Origin of the sequence: Paenibacillus sp. JJ-223 (genome assembly GCF_927798175.1) — a bacterium.
GTDB classification, from domain to species: Bacteria; Bacillota; Bacilli; order Paenibacillales; family Paenibacillaceae; genus Paenibacillus; species Paenibacillus hubeiensis.
In genome coordinates this window covers 75,028-91,318 of sequence record NZ_CAKMMP010000009.1, presented here as the reverse complement: position 1 = coordinate 91,318, position 16,291 = coordinate 75,028, and the positions used below count along the sequence as shown (strand labels likewise).

Genomic DNA, 16,291 nt, shown 5'->3' with positions numbered 1-16,291 from the left:
CATATGCAATAGTTTTTTTTCAAAAACATGCACGTTCCAACGAATGAACACGTCATTCGACAACAAAAAGAGCTCAAATCCCCTCTTTTTCCCCTATTGGCCGGTTAATGCTGTTGTCTCTCCCCCTGTGATCAAACCCGCCAATGATTCCAGCGCTTGGCGCAGGTCTGCAATGATATCCGAAGGATCCTCCAGCCCGACGGACAGTCGAATGAGGCCATCCGTTATCCCAAAACGCAGCCGCTCGTTCTTCGGAACAGAAAAATGGGTCATGGTGGCCGGATGCTGCACCAATGTTTCTGGATCGCCCAGGCTGAACGAAATCATCGCCAGCTTTAGCGCATTCATGAATGTTTGGGCTTCCTGAATACCGCCCTCTACTTCAAAAGACACGATGCCCCCCATCCCGTCCATCTGCAATTTGGCGAGTTCGTGCTGGGGATGGCTGGGCAGACCCGGGTAATGGAGCGCCCGCACCCGAGGATGGCTCTGCAGAAATTCCGCAACCTGGCGGGCATTTTCGCAATGCGTGCGCACCCTCAGCCCCAGCGTTTTGAGCCCTCTCAGAATAAGAAATGCTTCCCACGCATTCAGATTTTGACCCAAATCGCCGGAGATCCGTTTGCGGATAAAATCGATGACTTGACTTGTACCTACCACGAACCCGGCCACGACGTCGCCATGCCCGTTCAAATATTTGGTGGCACTGTGTACGACGACATCGGCACCGAGCTCCAACGGCCTTTGCAGGTACGGCGTCATAAACGTATTGTCCACGATCAAGGGGATGCCTCTCGACTTGGCCACGGCGGCGATCCCACGCAGGTCAAGAACCGTCAGCAGCGGATTGGAAGGCGTTTCGACGTAAATCGCTTTGGTGTTGGGACGAATGGCCGCTTCCAGCGCCTTCACGCTGCAACAATCCGCGAAATCGTGTTGGATTCCAAAGCGAGGTCCCATCTGCGTGATAAAATTATAGGTGCCCCCGTAAATATCCTTCGTGACGACGACATGATCCCCATGCTGGAGAAAAGCAAGCAGCGCGGACGATATTGCAGCCATACCGCTGCTAAGGCCAATCGCATCCTCGCCGCGTTCCATATAGGCGATCTTCTCTTCCAGCGAACGCGTCGTCGGATTGCCGTACCGGCCATAGTACGTGCCATCCATCTTCCCGGCGACAACGGCCGCAGCCGTTTCCGCATCGGGAAAAGCGTATGCCACGGCAGGCACAACCGGCTGCGAGACTGCTCGCGTTGCACGATCCGGCTGATGCCCCACATGTACGGCAGCCGTATCGAATCTCCACTCTTTTTGCATGAAATCTCTCCATTCCAATGTTTAATGCTTCACGTTTAACGATTCACCCGAACTAAAGTATATGGTATAAACCTTAAACCATTTATATTTGTATTGTTTCTCAATATATAGGTTCGGTTATTTTACGTCAATAACATTAACGCAATTTTGAAATTGTAAATGAAGATAAGACATTACAACGCGATAAAAGTTAGATTATGTCACACCAGATGCGAAACCAAAAACGAACAAGCCGACGGCGTGAGTGCTGCGCCGTCGACCTGTCCGATTTTCCAGCGGATTAAATGATGTTAATCTTTTTCCTTCATGGTTCGTTGTCAGGTTTCAAATTCATTGGCAAAAAATGAACCAACAGCAGGTTATTCAATGGTGATCGTGTGGCTTGCGCTGCTCTGTACCCCATTGTTATCGGTCACGGTCAACTGGACCGTATAGACGCCCGGGGCGGTAAATTTATGCTTCGCTTTGGCCTTGGAAGCCGTATCCCCGTCGCCAAAGTCCCAAGCATAGCTGGCGATTTTGCCACCTTCCACATAAGAAGAACCTCCGTTGAACTCAACGTTCTTCTTCTTTTTGGCTGTGGATGGCGCTTCAATGATCGCGACAGGCTCTGCGCCAGCAGGCGGTTCCGGCTCTTCTCCGCCCGCAGAGACAAATAGTCTGCCCGGAGCGTCCGTCTCCAGTTCATTGCCTGCGGCATCCCACGCCCGGATCACGATGACCCCGCCTTCAAGCACCAGCGAGGACGGAGTGGTATACGTCCCTTCATAATGGCCCGGTGCAGTTTCGATCAGCGGAATTTCGGCACGGGCTGAACCGTTCAGGCCAAGCGGCAGCTCGATCCGGAAGGAAGCCTGCAGAGACGGTGCGCTGTCAAACGAGACATTCACCACTTCGCCTGCCCGGATTCGAACGTCTTCAGCAGGTGCAATGTTGCTGAGTACAGGCAAGGCTGTCTCTACGTATACGGTACGTGTGATCGTCGTTTCGTTACCAGCAAGATCAGCAGCCGTAATCGTGATAAGGTTTTCCCCTTCATCGACGAGCACCCGATGGCTAATGCCACCCTCGCCGTCCAATTGTACCGTTTGTCCGTTGACGGTAACCTTGTCCAGATAAGCATCCAGCGCATTGCCGACAATATGCACGACTTCTGTATTGATGCGAGCTCCGTCCTCCGGCGAAGTTATCGTTAATTCCGGTGCGGTCTGATCCAGCGTAATCGTGACTGGCAAGGAACGCTCCGTCGTTTTGCCATTGACGACCACTTCCGCGCTAAGTGTATTTTCTCCAGGCTGGACTTCCACTTCCAGCTCGAATTGGCCGTTCTCAATGGCTGCCGTTCCAATGCTTTCATCTCCATTATAGATGCGGATTTCCGCTCCGGATGCCGGTGAAGTTCCACTCACGAGAACCGTGGAATCCTTCGTATACGACCCGTTGGCCGGCGAAGTGATTACCGGCGCGTTCACCGGATACCGCACTACGGCACGAATCATGTAATTGCCCTCTTCTGCCGGGGATGTGCTCCATGCTCCGTTCACGCGCTGCCAGCTTCGGCCGGCATTAGTACCGTTTTCGTCCGTCGCCAGACCCGGCGCGTTCGTTCCGGCAGCGGTCTGTTCATATACAACGTAGAAATCTCCTTCCACCACGACCGGTTCGGGGAGACTCAGCGTGGTCCACTGGTCGTTGCGCAGCGCTTCGGCATCGAATGGCCCGGCCAGCAAACGGCCCGGCGCGCCATCTGCTCCGGTCGCATCGTATACGGCATATTGGAACGCTGTTCCTCCCGGCTGCGGCCACGCCGTGTTCCAGAAGCGCAGGGACACTCCTGTCAGCTGGGATGAATCCTGCTCCGGCGTCATACGCACGGCCCACGCATTTCCGGCCGACACGAACGCTCTGGCGTTCTCGGCGGTTCCGTCGTCATAGGCGATCTCTCCCGGGAATCCAACGAATGGCTTCAAAGCAAAATTTGCCTGGGCCGTCCCGTTGCCGGGAACCTTAATACTGATCGTATCACCGTAATAATCCGCGGCCCGAACGGAAAGTGTATAGTCCCCTTCAAGTACTTCGAGGGCGAATCGGCCATCTTCCCCGGTCTGAACGGCTGGCACCCGCGCATCTTCCTGCACCAGCACGGTCGCCCCGGACACGGGTTCCCCTGTCCGTTCATCGGTCACGATTCCTTCAATCTGCCCAACCGGAATGGCCTCCAGATTGAAATTCGCCTTGGCTCCGCTGCCATCGGTGATGGTCACAGCCTGGGTCCGCGGATAGAAACCGTATGCTTCCGCTTTCAGCGTGTATTCACCGGCAACATGCGTGAAGCTATACTTTCCGGTTGCCGGATCGGTTTTGACCGAGCGCCCCGTTTCCAGCACCGTGACTGTCGCGCTGGCCGGAAGGCTTTGCGGAGTTACCGGAGCTGCGGCGTCTGCGTCCGCTTCTGGACGCTCACCCGTTTGGCCGTTCCGGTTAAATTCGAATTTGTCCGTGCTCGTCACTTTGAACCAAGGATTATCGTACACCGGCTTCGGCTTGTCGCTGCTGGGCACGACATCGTCTGCCGTCACGTTCTGCGCACCCAGGGCGAGAATGCGGAAATCGTCGATGTACCATCCGGCTTTCACAACGCTATTGTCCGAGGTTAGACGGAAACGGAACTGGACTTCGTGGCCCGCGAACGCTCCCAGATTATAGAACACGGGTGTCCACTGTTTGCCATTGGTGTTGTGCGAGAACTTGCCCAGTTCGGTCCACGTCGCGCCGCCGTCCGCGGTCGCCTCCACGTAACCATAGTCGTATCCTCCCTCAATCTCGTACCAATGGTTGAAGGTCAGCGTTGCTTCGGATACATCACTCAAATCAATGACAGGTGATACCAGCGAGGAATTCGATCCGTTCTCATAGGTGTTGTCCAGGTCGGTGGCCCATACGTTCGGCAGCGACACGGCGCTGGCAGGACCACTTGCCGGTATACCTCGTTCCCACTCGTCCTTCGTTCCCGAATGCGTCCAGTCACCATCTGTATCTCCGTCGAAATGGTCGACATAGATCTCTTCCGGCACGGTTACGGCGACGGAAACCTCGTTGGATTTCTCTCCCTCATTGCCGCTGTAATCCACGGCGGACACCGCATAGAAATAAGTGGCATCTGTAACCGTTGCCGTATCCGTAAAAGCGGTCGCCGTTGTGCTGCCTATCGCTTCATATCCGGTACCGGATGCCTCGGACCGGTAAACAACATAGGATTCCAGGTCTTCGTCAGCCGGTGCACGCCATGACAGAGATACATTCCCCAGGATATCTGCATCCGCCGTCAGCGAATTCGGTGCACCCGGAGCCGTGTCGTCCAGTTCCTGCACGGCAAAATCGTCAATATACCAGCCTGCTTTCTGCACGGAATTGTCACTGGTTACGTTGAACTGTACGAATACACGCTGGCCTCCATACTCGCGCAAATCAACGTACTGCGTTTTCCAATCGCCGCCTGTGCCCGTGAAGCTCAGTGCCTCCTCAAACACAAAATCATTATCCTCGGCAGCGATGTACACCTTGCCGAAATCGATATTGTTCTCGAAATCGTACCAATGCTTGAAGGTGAGCAGCGCTCCATCCGGCGCATCCGTCAGGTCGATCGGCGGGGCTACCAAGTAAGCATTGCTGTTGGCTGCGTAGTTGCCTTCCAGATTGGTCGCGATCACCTTTTCGCCTGAAAAAGCGCTTCCCGGCCCGCTTGTCGGCACTCCCCAAGCCCACGTATTGCCTTCTCCTCCAGAGGTGAACCCGAGCTGATCCTGCTCGAAATTTTGGAGATAGCCCGGCTGTACGCCGTTCGAGACAGAGACTTGGTATACGTCGCTTTCGAAGCCGTTATTGCCGTAATCGCTGACGCGAATGTAGTATTCCAGCCCCTGCTCGTCGATCAGGAATGCCGGAACGGTCGCCGTATATGTACCGTCTTTGGCATCGCCGGATACACGCGTCATGGGAAGATACACGTATGAAGCCGTGCCTTTCGTTCTCGCAAAAGCCTCGACGGATACAACGCCGACATCATCGGTTACGCGAGCCGAAAGCGGCACGTCAAATCCCGCGAACGCCGCATTCACCGGCGTATGCTCCAGTACGGGTTCTTCCAGGTCGTCGCCTGCGGTGACCACCCTTCCGGATACCGTACCGATCCCTTCAAGCACGGAGCCTACCGCATCCAAAACATTGATGATGCCGTGACCGTATCCGTTGTTGGGCGAAGTGGGATACTGACTGTCCGTGCGGGGCGTCGCCGTATCGGTGATGATTTCTTCAAGCTGGTCTACCGTCAGGGAATGGTTGGCTTGAAGGAGCAAAGCGGCAAGAGCTGTCGTATGCGGCCCTGCCATGGATGTGCCGTTCCATCCTCCTTCATACGCTCCGCCCGGAACGGATGAGCGGATGTTTACGCCCGGTGCGGACACTTCGGGTTTGATCTCTCCATACGGGGAGGGTCCGAGTAGGGAGAAGGAAGCAAGATTGCCGTTAATGTCCGTTGCGCCTGTCGCAAAGCTCTCGGGATAGTTTGCCGGATTGGCGACGGAGCCCGGTCCGCCCGGATTCGTCAATCTGACGTTCCCTGCCGAAAACTCAGGAAAAATCTGCGCATCCCGCCAAGCTTGCACCATTGGACGGAACCACTCGTCCAGGCCGGCGCCCCCGCCCCATGAGTTGTTAACCACGTCGGGCGCAAGCTCTGGATGCAAATTGCCTTGGGCATCCACAGGAGCTAACAGCCACTGCCCGCCATCCAGAATGATGGCATCGGTGGTTTCGGGATTGAAAATGCGCACGGCGATCCATTTCGCGCCAGGAGCAACACCGATCTGATTGGTGCCGTCCGGCTCGGATCCCACCATTGTGCCCATCGTATGCGTCCCGTGTCCGTCACCGTCTGCCGGAAGCGTTGAACCGCTGTGCGGATCATACCAGCTCAGCTCAGGGCTGACGATATTGCCAGAAGCGTCGCGCGCTCTCCACTTTTGGGAAAGGGCCGGATGCGTGTAATCGACTCCGCTGTCAAGATTGGCCACAACGATGCCGGTGCCGTCAATGCCTTTATCCCAGACGGCCGGAGCGCCAACGTAGTCGATGTTCCATTCCACGTTCTCCGTCTGTGTCTTCGGCTTGGGAGCGTCACTGACAGCCGTGGAGGATCCGCCCTTTTCAACGCTCGGCGATGCCGCCTGCTCCTTGGAAGCCTTGGCAGGCACGGCTGCCGGTGCGAGAGCTTTGTCCGGAGCGGCCGCTTCGGTTTTGCCGCTGACCTCGGCCCGGTCCAGATAACGCGTCTCATTCGGCAAAATTTTACCGACTTCCGGCAGCAGGGCAATCTGCTCCATCACGTCCTTCGTGCTCGTTACCATCAGCGCGTTCACGACGAAATAGCTTTTATATTCCTTGACCTTGCCTTGGTCAACCTGCTGATCCAGGTATTGTTCCAGCGAATACTGGGTGCGTGAGGCCGTCTCCCGCAATGAGCTGACGACAGAGCTTCGCACGGACAATTTGGCGGAAGAAGCCGTCATTTTATCGGTGGTTGCCTTTTCCATGGCCTGCTTCGAAACGCGTGCCGTATCCGTCTGTTCTTTCATTTTAACCAGGTAAGTCACGTATTCGTTGCCATCAAATTGTTTGCTGAGTTTGGAACTGACCTTGTCGGTCGCCAGCTGGTTCAGACTCGATTTCATATCCAGCTTCTGCGAGGGGGTGTTCTGTGCGGAGACCGGTTGAATGATAGATAACGCAAGGAGAACCGATAGACCCATAGATAGAGGCTTGCGCAGCCGATTCATCTTTATCAAACTTTTCCACTCCCTTTACCCGGTTTTTTAATTTGGCGAATAGCACGTGCTTTTCAGCATGGTTACAACATTGAAGCCCTTACGATTGTCGATTACATCTGGCACCACCCCCTTTGCGATAGAAGTGTCGATCCATGTACCGCTGTGAAAACAGGATTCGGTTCAGCAGTGTAAGTCGTTCAAAATCACGATGGCGAAAGGTCTGAGGTTTTTCGTTAGAATTTAATAGGCAAACGGAAATCCGCGAAATCCATGCAGCTTGTCTAACAGGGAGGTTTTCTTGGTGTTGGCGTGTCGGGAGAGTTGCAAATCAAGGGTGTATTAGGGGTATTGCAACAATTTTACACAGAGAGGATGCTTGTCCGGTTGACGGTAAGGAAGGACCTGAGGTAAATGGAAGCATACGTTTTCGGTTTGAAGATACTTGGGATTTTATGGTTATTATAGATTCAACATCGGAGTTGCACAAGTCCTTTTTTTTGAAAAAAATAGAAAATAAACCTTTTTGATGATTTTTCATGTCACTCCTTTATCGAACTTCCGGCGCATCTTGCGTCATTGTGCAAAATATAAAAAAGAGGGTGTCTCCAAAGTAAACTTTGGAACATCCTCTTCCTAAACGATTGTTCTTGGCTATTTTACCTCTTCATAGACAACAACGGTTTTGCTTTCCTCTTCCCATTTGACGGTCGCGTCCAATGCCTCGCTTATAAAACGTACCGGTACATAAGTGCTGCCTTGGGTAACGGTGGCTGGAGCATCCAAAGAAACCTGCTTGCCATTGACGGTTGCCGTTTTGCTGTCAACCACAAGTTTAATGCTCACGCCATCCTTCGTAACGATGATGGAGCGTTGTTCAGGGTTCCATGCCACTTCGGCATCCAAGGCCTCGGCTATAGCGCGAAATGGAACATACGTATTGCCTTTTTTGACAAAAGGTTCCGAGTTGGAAGCTTCCCCGTTCACATACAGCTTCACCCCGCTGGCTTTACCCGCCTTTTTGGTGAGCTTGTCCATGGTTTTGTACAGATCCAGGTTTTTGAAATCGGCTTTAATGGCTTCCTCCTGCAGATATACGGCGTCAGTTACGCTGCCGTTTTCTTCAAGCATTTTCGCTGCCGTTTCGAGCGCCTTGCCCTCTTCAAGGATGGCTTCCAATTGCTTTTTTTGTTCGTCCGTCAGCTCAGTTTCATATTTGGTAAGCAAAAGATTGGCCAGAACTGCGCCAGCCGGTTTGTCTTCAGTATGCTGAATGGCATTAAGCAAACCTTTGTATCCTTTGTGACCTTTGTTCTTGGACTCGGTTTGATCGGTTGTGTCGTGATCCGTGCTCTCCGTCTCCGCGGATGAAGAATCCTCGACTTTCTCTTCTTCCTTGTCGGCCGTTACAGCAGACTCGACTTCCCCGCCCTGAGTTTCTTCCGCTTGCGTTTCATTGTCTTTGATTGGTTTTGACGATGCTGCGTTATTCGATTTTCCGTTTCCAGCAGAAGCGTTTCCCGGTTTGGCTGAGGCTGTGCCCGCGGCGGTTGCAAGCAGCAGTGCCACAGCGGTTAACATGATGACTGTTTTTTTCATTGACGACTCCTCCTGATGTGAAAAAAATATGTGCTCTTTCATTATCGGTCAAACCAATGCCGTCCAATAGGTATCCGAAAAATAAAATTGCCCTTGTATAGAACCTGTCAAGTTAGCAGAAGAATCACATCGGCCCCTGGATTGTTTTTTTGGAAAATCATAAAGAAAAGTGTCTTTAAGTACCTTGCATTATTAAGTAATATATCTTAAGATCATTATGTACTCAATAATATTGAGTAATTAATCTGGAGGGAATGCCATGAATGCGGAAATGCTCAAAGGAACGATCGATCTCCTCATTTTGTCTGTCTTGGTCAGGCAGGACAATTACGGTTACGAAATCTCAAAGGCCATCAAAGAACAAACGGAGGGAGCATTCGAAATCCAGGAAGCCACGCTGTATCTTTCTTTGAAGCGTCTGGAAAAGCAGGGGGCGATTTCAGCATATTGGGGGGATCAGAGCCATGGAGGCCGACGCAAATATTATTCGGTCACCGAAGATGGCAAGCAATTGCTTGCCAAGTTCATTGCGGACTGGAAAACTACGACCGAGATCGTGAATCGGTTCATTTAAACCGGGAGGTGAATATAATGGCGAATTTTTTACGGAAAGCATTCAGTTTGGGAGAAATAAGGTTCGGGTGGATATTGCTGCTCTCGATCGCGATCTGCAGCATTACGTTCTTTTACGACGAGCATTTTAATCCTGAGGACCAAATTTGGCTGGCGTTATCCTATTATGTCTCTTTCACGTTGGCATTGGTGTGGAGTTTGGCGAACTATGTGAGACATATTCGGATGAATAGTCTATACCGCAGGCAAAATGATATTCATACTTACGTTGCCCAGCTTGCTTTAAATAAAGAGGATAAACTGGAGCTCCAGAATTATCTGGAGGATTTCGCAGCGGATCTGGAGCGTCAAGGAAGGTCGAAAGAGGAGGCCGCCAAGGAGGCCATTAACCAGTTTAAAGTCAAAGAATTTCTGTCGATGTCCAAACATACGCGGCCTTTCGAAACCCACGGGCATCATTATTTGATGGGTTACGCTTTGCTTGCGTTCGCCGCGGCATTCTTGTTATCCATCATTGATCAGACGACTACCCAACATACTTTGTTCCTGTATATTATGCAAGTTGTGTTGGCCGTTTACGGCGTATGCTTCATCGCGCTGTTTGTTCTATATAAAACGTTCGATAAATTCCTTTATCAGAAAGTGAAGCAGTATTTTTCTTAAAAAAGCTAAGGGGCGTGCCGATATGGAACAGTGGATAACCGAAATCATGGAAGCGTATGGTTACCTGGGCGTTTTTCTGCTCATCGCATTGGAAAATTTGTTTCCCCCCATTCCTTCGGAAGTCATTCTTGCCTTGGGCGGGTTCATGACTACCAAATCGGGTCTGAGCGTGTTCGGAGTCATCGCTGCCGCAACCGCCGGGTCGGTCGCAGGAGCAATCTGCCTCTATGGGGTCGGGAAAATGTTATCTGTAAACAGGCTGGAAATACTCATTTTGAGATATGGAAAATTTTTACGTCTGAAATCCGAAGATATCCGGAAATCATATGACTGGTTCGATCGGCATGGATCATGGGCCGTTTTTCTGGGTCGTCTCGTACCGTTGATTCGCAGCCTTATTTCCGTTCCTGCCGGAAGCACCGGGATGAGTTTTCTGCCTTTCCTTGTCCTGACAACGATCGGTTCACTGATCTGGAATACGGCTCTCGTATATTTGGGTTCGGCAGTCGGAGCTTCCTGGGAGAAGATCGTGGGTTACATGGACCTGTATTCCAATGCCGTGTATGCCCTTCTGGCACTGGGAGCAGTCGTGATTGGTGTATTATTTCTGCGCAAGCGGGTGCTCAAAAGCTAGGACCTGATATACAATCGGGGATTCAGACGTTTTTTCTGCCTCGAGACCTGCGAAAAGCGAGCCTTGAGGTCGGGTGGCTATCGCTCGCCCACAATCTGCTCAAAAAGGCGTAATAGACCAGCGATAATAAACCAAAAGCGCGAAGAGGCGGTGCAGGGATGACCTCCCTAACAACGCCTTTTCTTTCATTATGCTCATTTTTTCATGAAGTGAACTGTCTTATGAAGCGCCATAGAAGTACTTATGGGACAACCTCTTCGGACTCCTAATCCAGCGTGATTTTAATGACGACAGGCAAATCGCTCTTGACGTTTTTGGCGACGACGCGAAGCCCCTCCTCTGCCCGTTCCCACACCGGCTGCTCGTCATGGCCAAGCAAGCGTACCGAGGTAATGATCCCCTGAAAATGCCGGCTCTTCTCCGCCAGCGATCTGATCGTGACGATGCCGTCTTCCGGATACGACAGCACCGTGGCATACAATGCGTTTTCTTTGACCGTAAACCGGATATCTTCGCTTGTAAAAGACTTCGTTACCCCGTCGGTGAATTGTCCCTCCTTGACCTCGGTCGGTCCTTCGCCGTACGTCCGCCAATACGTCGTATCGTAGATGGCCTCGCCGTTCACCCGTAGCCATTCGCCAATGGCAAGCAGGATTTCCCGGTCCTCGTCAGGGATGCTTCCATCAGCCTTTGGCCCGATATTGAGAAGCAAGCTGCCGTTTTTGCTGACGATATCCACCAGGTCGCGAATCAGTTCACCCGCCGTTTTGTAGTCATTGTTCTCGGTATGACACCAGGAATTTTTGGCTACCGCTGTGTCCGTCTGCCAGAAATACGGTTTCAGATCGGCAAACTGCCCCCGCTCCACATCCGGTACCGCGCAGCCGAACATAAAGGCATCATGCTTGTAGTTCACAGCTACCGGGATGCCCCATTCTTCCCCGCGATTATAGTAATACGCCGCGAATTTTTTCAGATACGGCTTGAAAGCGGAATGCTGGATCCACCAATCAAAATAAAACACGCTCGGCCGATACTCGTCGACCAACTCGCAGCAGCGGATCAGCCAATCCTCAAGAAATTCCTGATCTGGAGGCGAAGCATACAGGTCATGGTGATCCGGCTCAGGCATGGCCGGCCAGTAGAAGTCCCCCCGCGCAAGCGGTTCTTTGATGTCCGAATCGAATGCTTTGCCATGGGACATGAAAAACCAATGTTCGGCGCGATGCGAAGAAACAGTGAGAGTCAGCCCCTGTTCTTCAAACGCGGTCTTCATTTCGCCCAAAAGATCCCGTTCGGGCCCCATTTCAACTGTGTTATAGTGGGAGATGGAGCTGCGGTACATCTGGAATCCGTCATGATGCTCGGCTACGGGCATGACATAACGCGCCCCTGCCTGCTTGAACAGGCTTGCCCACGCTTGGGCATCGAACTTTTCCGCCCGGAACATCGGAATGAAATCCTTGTACCCGAAATCACGCGGATGACCATACGTGGCCAAGTGGTGCTCATGCGCCTTCGAACCTTCGATATACATATTGCGTGAATACCATTCGCTGTCGTAAGCCGGCACGGAATACACGCCCCAGTGAATAAAAATGCCGAATTTGGCGCGTCTGTACCATTCAGGCACCTCGAACTTGCTCAACGACGCCCAGCTGTCCTTGAATTTGCCTGCGGCAATCACGGAATCGATCTGCTGCAGATACTCGCTTGGATTTACCATCTGCTGTATGCCTCCTGTTATGTTCTGATCCTCTTCATAACGTATTTTAGAGGCATGACCGAAAAATCAACATGCAGAAGATTAACTTTTGAATGCACAATAATAACCTGAAAGGAGCGGGACGATGAATCGTGAACCACTGCTCGCAAACATGTTGTCGAACCTGCAAACCGAGCTGATCGTGGCGGACTATAACTGCTGCGGTACCGAATGGCGGGATTTGGATTATACCCCGGATTACAGCAAGTTTTATTGGATACGTGAAGGCGAGGGTTGGCTCAAAATCGGCAATGATGAATACGCTCCCATTCCTGGTCAATTGGTTCTTATGCCTGAAGGCATCACTCAATCGTATTCTGCCATTAGCGACCGTCCTTATCTGAAATACTGGTGCCACTTCAGCCTGAAGGCGGGCGGGATCAACCTGTTCCAGCTGCTCCGCTTCCCGCATGTCGTTACCGTCCAGGATCCCGAACGATTAGACGCACTCTTTGGCGACCTGCTGCACCACTCACGTTCTGACAAGGTTTACGCCCACATGATGGCCAAAAGCAAATTGACCGAACTTATCGCGCATTTCATCGAGCACATTGACTTGAACGACGTTTCCGTTCTCAACATGCCTGCCATGGAAAAAATGACAGCCATTCTGGCTTATATCGATGCCCACATCGAAGAAAACATGACGATTCAGGATTTGGCCGGCATCGCCTGCATGCACCCCAACTATTTTATTCGCTTTTTCAAACAGCAGCTTGGCGTGCCTCCCATCCAGTACATCACGCGCAAAAAAATGGATAAAGCCAAAGAGCAGCTCATCGGCTCCTCCAGCACAATCACGATGATCGCCGATCAACTAGGCTTTGGGGATTTGTTTTATTTCTCCAGGCAATTCAAGAAACATACGGGGCTGACGCCGACCGAATACCGCAGGCAGCATGCCGTGCACGCTCCATTGTAATACGTTCTGACACGAAATCTGGATTGCGAATTTTAATTGTTTACCGAACTTATGGCTGTTTGTTACAATTATGGTGGTCATATCATTCCACAAGGAAAGAGGTTGTTTTTATGAAAAGAAAAACGCTGTTGCTGCTCACGGTACTGTTTGCACTAAGCTCCTTCTCGGCTCTTGCCTCTGCTTCTCCTGCCGAAGGCGAGTTCAGCGTGCTGTCCGACCGCCAAACGGGCACCGTCAAGTGGTAAGGTAATGCTTTCAGCCCTTCCTTTGCCTGCATCATGAAAAAAACATCCCCTCCGTTCCTCCGCAGCGATGATGTCATGACCTCCATGATCTCTCATACGCCGCTTTGGTGAGGGGATGTTATTGTTCACACACGTTTTGCTCGTCTTACCTCGTTCGCAATTTTAAAGGGAAACCCGTTATTTATTGAACGTAACCTTCTCGGAACCGCCTTCCAGGACGATCGACGTTTCGCGCGGTTTCGTTTCCGCGATTTTGCGGCCCTCTCTGAACGAGTAGAGCACGCCGGCTTGTTTGCGAATCGCCTCGTATTCGTTCTCGGCTTCAAGGACGATAAAGTTGGCAGGCTTTCCTTCTTCAATGCCGTATACATCCTCGATATGCAGCGTTCTTGCGCTGTTCTTCGTAATGAGGTCCATGGAATTCACGATCTGATCGTAACCGAGCAGCTGCGAAGCATGGATACCCATATGCAGCACTTGCAGCATATTGCCGGTACCGAGCGGATACCATGGATCGAAGATGTCGTCATGCCCGAAGCACACGTTCAAACCGGCTTCCTGCAGTTCTTTGACGCGAGTCAAGCCCCTTCTTTTCGGATACGTATCGAAACGTCCTTGCAAGTGAATGTTCACCAGCGGATTGGAAACGAAGTTAAGGTCCGCCATCTTCAGCAGTCTGAACAGCTTGTACGTGTATGCGTCATTATAAGATCCCATCGCCGTCGTATGGCTCGCTGTCGTACGTGCGCCCAGTCCACGTTCATATGCTTCCTTAGCGACCACTTCCACGAAACGGGATTGCTCGTCATCGATTTCATCGCAGTGGATGTCGATGAGACGGTCGTATTTTTCGGCCAGGTCAAACGCAACCTTCATCGAATCGACGCCGTATTCTCGCGTAAATTCGAAGTGCGGAATGCCGCCGACCACGTCGACGCCCATTTTCAGGGATTCCTCCAGCAATTCCGCGCCGTTCGGATAGGAGTGAATGCCTTCCTGCGGAAAAGCGACCAGTTGGATGTCGATATATGGCGCCATTTCTTCTTTCACTTCAAGCATCGCTTTCACGGCGGTCAGGCTTGGATCGGTCACGTCCACATGAGTGCGGACATGCTGGATGCCTTGTGCCATTTGCCATTTCAGCGCCGTTTTGGAGCGGGTTTTGACGTCTTCATGCGTCAGGAATGCCTTGCGTTCCGACCAGCGCTGGATGCCCTCGAACAGCGTTCCGCTAAGGTTCCATTCCGGCTCCCCTGCCGTCAGCGTCGTATCCAGGTGAATATGCGGTTCGATAAAAGGCGGCAGCACCAGCGCGCCATTTACGTCCATCACTTCGTCATTCGTTGTAGTTTCAAGCGTCTGCGTAATTTGTTCGAATTTTCCGTCTCTTACGACGATATGCCATAATCCTTCTTTACCCCGCAATTTTGCGTTCTGTATAATCATTTCGTTTCCCCTTTTCTGTGGATTCTTTCGCAGGAACAATCAGCATCAACACGATGTATGCAATCCCTGTGCCAAGCAAGGCGTTCAATGGCGTGATGCCCGGAGCGAGCTGAGCAAAAGCAACGCCGATGGCCCAAGCCAGCATCGCAATCCAGTTTACCTTTTTGAACGTCATGTCGGCAAACGGCTTGTAATTTCTGCGTTTCACGAAGAAGTAATCTGCAACGATGATCGCCCCGATGGACGGGATTGCGGCGCCGAGCACATTCAGGAATCCAACGAAATTGTTGTACATCCACATGGCAAGGACCGTTCCCACAATCCCGTTGACGATAACAAAGAACTTCTTCGAAATTTTGGTGATGTTGGCAAAGCCCAGCCCCGATGCGTACAAGGCATTGTCATTGGTCGTCCAGATGTTCAGTCCCAGAACGATGATCGCCGGAACGAGCAATCCTTGCAGGAACATGACTTCCGAGATGTCGGCCAGATTGTACGCCATTGCGCCAACTGCTCCAAACAAGAACATGAGCGAGTTACCCAGGAAGAACGCGATGACCGTTGCCGTTACCGCTTGCCGGGACGTCCGGGAAAACCGGGCAAAGTCCGGCGTCAGCGTGCCGCCGCTGATGAACGATCCGATGCAAATCGTCAGTGCCGCCGCCGCGGTCAGCGTCTGTGAGGGCGAGTAATCAAGCAGTCCTTGCAGACCCCCGAGCGTGTCCACGCCTTTCAGCATGGAATATCCGCCAAGAATGGCGATGGCCGGTACTGCGATATAACCCAGAATGACGAGCGACTTCATGCCGAAGATGGCCGAGGCTGTCATGGCAAGACCAAAAATGAAAATAAGCAGGTAAACGTTCCAATCCATCGCTTTGGCGACCGGGACCGCAAACATGGCTACGCCGACGCCGAACCATCCGACTTGGGTGAAGCCGAGCAGGAACGATGGCAGGTACGATCCTTTTTCCCCAAACGCATATTTGGCCAGCAAATGTGTAGACAAGCCCGTTTTGGCGGCGATATGCGCCAGCGCTCCCGTATAGATGCCCAGCACCAGGTTGCCCGCAAGCACGATGCCGATAAATTCCATGAACGTCAAGCTTACGCCCAGCGTCCCTCCAGCCAGCATGCTCGCCGAGAAAAAGGTGAAGCCGAGCATGACGGATAACGTCTTCCAGAAATGGTTTCTCTGCGTTTTTGGCACCTCTTGCCATGAAAACTCTTGATCTTGTTTACTCATCAGAATACCTCCACTTAAAGTCTCCTGATACCAAAAAGCAGAAAAAAGAGGCTACT

Annotated in this window: 11 protein-coding genes; 5 read left to right on the top strand and 6 right to left on the bottom strand. The window is 52.0% G+C overall.

Annotation, left to right across the window (positions count from 1 at the left end; all coding sequences use genetic code 11):
- Positions 1-93 precede the first annotated feature (93 nt).
- From L6H98_RS16805 to L6H98_RS16795, 3 genes are all read right to left on the bottom strand, one after another.
- Positions 94-1,320 carry a PLP-dependent aspartate aminotransferase family protein gene (locus L6H98_RS16805; RefSeq protein WP_236416821.1) on the bottom strand — a complete coding sequence of 409 codons (1,227 nt, stop codon included), beginning with the start codon at positions 1,318-1,320 and terminating at the stop codon, positions 94-96.
- A 359-nt stretch (positions 1,321-1,679) separates the two neighbouring features.
- Entirely contained in the window at positions 1,680-7,163 is a 5,484-nt protein-coding gene (locus L6H98_RS16800) for a S8 family serine peptidase (protein ID WP_236416820.1), read from the bottom strand.
- A gap of 633 nt (positions 7,164-7,796) precedes the next feature.
- The gene (locus L6H98_RS16795; protein WP_236416818.1) at positions 7,797-8,741 is read right to left on the bottom strand and encodes a copper amine oxidase N-terminal domain-containing protein; all 945 of its coding nucleotides are present in this window, start codon (positions 8,739-8,741) and stop codon (positions 7,797-7,799) included.
- A 259-nt stretch (positions 8,742-9,000) separates the two neighbouring features.
- On the opposite strand from L6H98_RS16795, the gene L6H98_RS16790 reads away from it, so the two are divergent.
- Genes L6H98_RS16790 through L6H98_RS16780 form a run of 3 tightly spaced genes read left to right on the top strand, consistent with a single transcriptional unit; the run spans position 9,001 to position 10,611 of the window.
- On the top strand, positions 9,001-9,315 hold the full coding sequence (locus L6H98_RS16790) for a helix-turn-helix transcriptional regulator (protein WP_236416816.1): 315 nt from the start codon (positions 9,001-9,003) through the stop codon (positions 9,313-9,315).
- Positions 9,316-9,332: 17 nt separating this feature from the next.
- Positions 9,333-9,977, top strand: coding sequence for a hypothetical protein (locus L6H98_RS16785; protein WP_236416814.1), 645 nt, complete (start codon positions 9,333-9,335; stop codon positions 9,975-9,977).
- Between the two features lie 22 nt (positions 9,978-9,999).
- Complete coding sequence (locus tag L6H98_RS16780) at positions 10,000-10,611, top strand: DedA family protein (RefSeq protein WP_236416812.1); 612 nt, start codon at positions 10,000-10,002, stop codon at positions 10,609-10,611.
- Between the two features lie 265 nt (positions 10,612-10,876).
- Here the strand turns inward: L6H98_RS16780 and L6H98_RS16775 are convergent, their stop codons facing one another.
- Positions 10,877-12,337, bottom strand: a complete 1,461-nt coding sequence (locus L6H98_RS16775; RefSeq protein WP_236416810.1) for an alpha-L-fucosidase — start codon at positions 12,335-12,337, stop codon at positions 10,877-10,879.
- Between the two features lie 124 nt (positions 12,338-12,461).
- On the opposite strand from L6H98_RS16775, the gene L6H98_RS16770 reads away from it, so the two are divergent.
- Positions 12,462-13,298: an AraC family transcriptional regulator gene (locus L6H98_RS16770; RefSeq protein ID WP_236416808.1), complete on the top strand. Its 837-nt coding sequence runs from the start codon at positions 12,462-12,464 to the stop codon at positions 13,296-13,298.
- Between the two features lie 110 nt (positions 13,299-13,408).
- A complete protein-coding gene (locus L6H98_RS31270; RefSeq protein WP_290371458.1) occupies positions 13,409-13,543 on the top strand; it encodes a hypothetical protein in 135 nt (44 codons plus the stop codon).
- Between the two features lie 177 nt (positions 13,544-13,720).
- Here the strand turns inward: L6H98_RS31270 and L6H98_RS16765 are convergent, their stop codons facing one another.
- Both L6H98_RS16765 and codB read right to left on the bottom strand, forming a co-directional pair.
- Positions 13,721-14,989 carry a cytosine deaminase gene (locus tag L6H98_RS16765; RefSeq protein ID WP_236416807.1) on the bottom strand — a complete coding sequence of 423 codons (1,269 nt, stop codon included), beginning with the start codon at positions 14,987-14,989 and terminating at the stop codon, positions 13,721-13,723.
- Positions 14,958-16,235, bottom strand: coding sequence for a cytosine permease (codB, locus tag L6H98_RS16760; RefSeq protein WP_236416806.1), 1,278 nt, complete (start codon positions 16,233-16,235; stop codon positions 14,958-14,960). Before codB ends, L6H98_RS16765 begins: the two co-directional genes overlap by 32 nt.
- Positions 16,236-16,291: the final 56 nt, after the last annotated feature.

Excerpts from the sequence above, each read along its gene's own strand:
- L6H98_RS16765 (WP_236416807.1), bottom strand. The coding sequence starts at position 14,989 with ATGATTATACAGAACGCAAAATTGCGGGGTAAAGAAGGATTATGGCAT.
- L6H98_RS16785 (WP_236416814.1), top strand. The coding sequence starts at position 9,333 with ATGGCGAATTTTTTACGGAAAGCATTCAGTTTGGGAGAAATAAGGTTC.
- L6H98_RS16770 (WP_236416808.1), top strand. The coding sequence starts at position 12,462 with ATGAATCGTGAACCACTGCTCGCAAACATGTTGTCGAACCTGCAAACC.
- codB (WP_236416806.1), bottom strand. The coding sequence starts at position 16,235 with ATGAGTAAACAAGATCAAGAGTTTTCATGGCAAGAGGTGCCAAAAACG.
- L6H98_RS16795 (WP_236416818.1), bottom strand. The coding sequence starts at position 8,741 with ATGAAAAAAACAGTCATCATGTTAACCGCTGTGGCACTGCTGCTTGCA.
- L6H98_RS16790 (WP_236416816.1), top strand. The coding sequence starts at position 9,001 with ATGAATGCGGAAATGCTCAAAGGAACGATCGATCTCCTCATTTTGTCT.
- L6H98_RS16805 (WP_236416821.1), bottom strand. The coding sequence starts at position 1,320 with ATGCAAAAAGAGTGGAGATTCGATACGGCTGCCGTACATGTGGGGCAT.
- L6H98_RS16775 (WP_236416810.1), bottom strand. The coding sequence starts at position 12,337 with ATGGTAAATCCAAGCGAGTATCTGCAGCAGATCGATTCCGTGATTGCC.
- L6H98_RS16780 (WP_236416812.1), top strand. The coding sequence starts at position 10,000 with ATGGAACAGTGGATAACCGAAATCATGGAAGCGTATGGTTACCTGGGC.
- L6H98_RS31270 (WP_290371458.1), top strand. The coding sequence starts at position 13,409 with ATGAAAAGAAAAACGCTGTTGCTGCTCACGGTACTGTTTGCACTAAGC.